Here is a 1,843-nt window from a genome sequence, read left to right as displayed (position 1 = left end):
AAGCAAGTGCTCACGCAGAAGAAATACAGAAAGGTTCGCAAGAACACAACTGTCAGTATTTTGAGTGAGCGACGGTTCCGTGTCACAGCGGAACCTGCCAGCAATGGCACGAAACAGAGATTGAACTGAAGAGTTTGATCCTGGCTCAGATTGAACGCTGGCGGCATGCCTTACACATGCAAGTCGAACGGCAGCACGGGGGCAACCCTGGTGGCGAGTGGCGAACGGGTGAGTAACATATCGGAACGTGCCCTGGAGTGGGGGATAACTAGTCGAAAGATTAGCTAATACCGCATACGATCTACGGATGAAAGTGGGGGATCGCAAGACCTCATGCTCGTGGAGCGGCCGATATCTGATTAGCTAGTTGGTGGGGTAAAGGCCTACCAAGGCATCGATCAGTAGCTGGTCTGAGAGGACGACCAGCCACACTGGGACTGAGACACGGCCCAGACTCCTACGGGAGGCAGCAGTGGGGAATTTTGGACAATGGGCGCAAGCCTGATCCAGCAATGCCGCGTGAGTGAAGAAGGCCTTCGGGTTGTAAAGCTCTTTTGTCAGGGAAGAAACGGTGAGGGCTAATATCCCTTGCTAATGACGGTACCTGAAGAATAAGCACCGGCTAACTACGTGCCAGCAGCCGCGGTAATACGTAGGGTGCAAGCGTTAATCGGAATTACTGGGCGTAAAGCGTGCGCAGGCGGTTGTGCAAGACCGATGTGAAATCCCCGGGCTTAACCTGGGAATGGCATTGGTGACTGCACGGCTAGAGTGTGTCAGAGGGGGGTAGAATTCCACGTGTAGCAGTGAAATGCGTAGAGATGTGGAGGAATACCGATGGCGAAGGCAGCCCCCTGGGATAACACTGACGCTCATGCACGAAAGCGTGGGGAGCAAACAGGATTAGATACCCTGGTAGTCCACGCCCTAAACGATGTCAACTAGTTGTCGGGTCTTAATTGACTTGGTAACGCAGCTAACGCGTGAAGTTGACCGCCTGGGGAGTACGGTCGCAAGATTAAAACTCAAAGGAATTGACGGGGACCCGCACAAGCGGTGGATGATGTGGATTAATTCGATGCAACGCGAAAAACCTTACCTACCCTTGACATGGCAGGAATCCTTGAGAGATCAGGGAGTGCTCGAAAGAGAACCTGCACACAGGTGCTGCATGGCTGTCGTCAGCTCGTGTCGTGAGATGTTGGGTTAAGTCCCGCAACGAGCGCAACCCTTGTCATTAGTTGCTACGAAAGGGCACTCTAATGAGACTGCCGGTGACAAACCGGAGGAAGGTGGGGATGACGTCAAGTCCTCATGGCCCTTATGGGTAGGGCTTCACACGTCATACAATGGTACATACAGAGGGCCGCCAACCCGCGAGGGGGAGCTAATCCCAGAAAGTGTATCGTAGTCCGGATTGCAGTCTGCAACTCGACTGCATGAAGTTGGAATCGCTAGTAATCGCGGATCAGCATGTCGCGGTGAATACGTTCCCGGGTCTTGTACACACCGCCCGTCACACCATGGGAGCGGGTTTTACCAGAAGTAGGTAGCTTAACCGCAAGGAGGGCGCTTACCACGGTAGGATTCGTGACTGGGGTGAAGTCGTAACAAGGTAGCCGTATCGGAAGGTGCGGCTGGATCACCTCCTTTCTAGAGATAGCACGAAGTTGGGTGTCCACACTTATCGGCCTGTTGGTACAACAGAAGAACAGTCGCAAGTCCAGAGTGTCACGTGTAGTTGTCGTGTCGGGTCTGTAGCTCAGCTGGTTAGAGCACCGTGTTGATAACGCGGGGGTCGTTGGTTCGAACCCAACCAGACCCACCAGTTATCGCAGCGTTG

Annotated in this window: 1 tRNA gene and 1 rRNA gene; both read left to right on the top strand. The window is 53.7% G+C overall.

The features are described from left to right. Positions 1-122: 122 nt before the first annotated feature. A 16S ribosomal RNA gene (locus QOL82_RS28930) occupies positions 123-1,653 on the top strand. Positions 1,654-1,751: 98 nt separating this feature from the next. After that, positions 1,752-1,828 (top strand) — tRNA-Ile (locus QOL82_RS28925). The last annotated feature ends 15 nt before the right edge of the window (positions 1,829-1,843 follow it).

The sequence above is a fragment of the Noviherbaspirillum suwonense genome, from assembly GCF_900182955.1.
GTDB lineage: Bacteria > Pseudomonadota > Gammaproteobacteria > Burkholderiales > Burkholderiaceae_D > Noviherbaspirillum_A > Noviherbaspirillum_A suwonense.
This window is presented reverse-complemented; position numbering and strand designations above follow the sequence as displayed.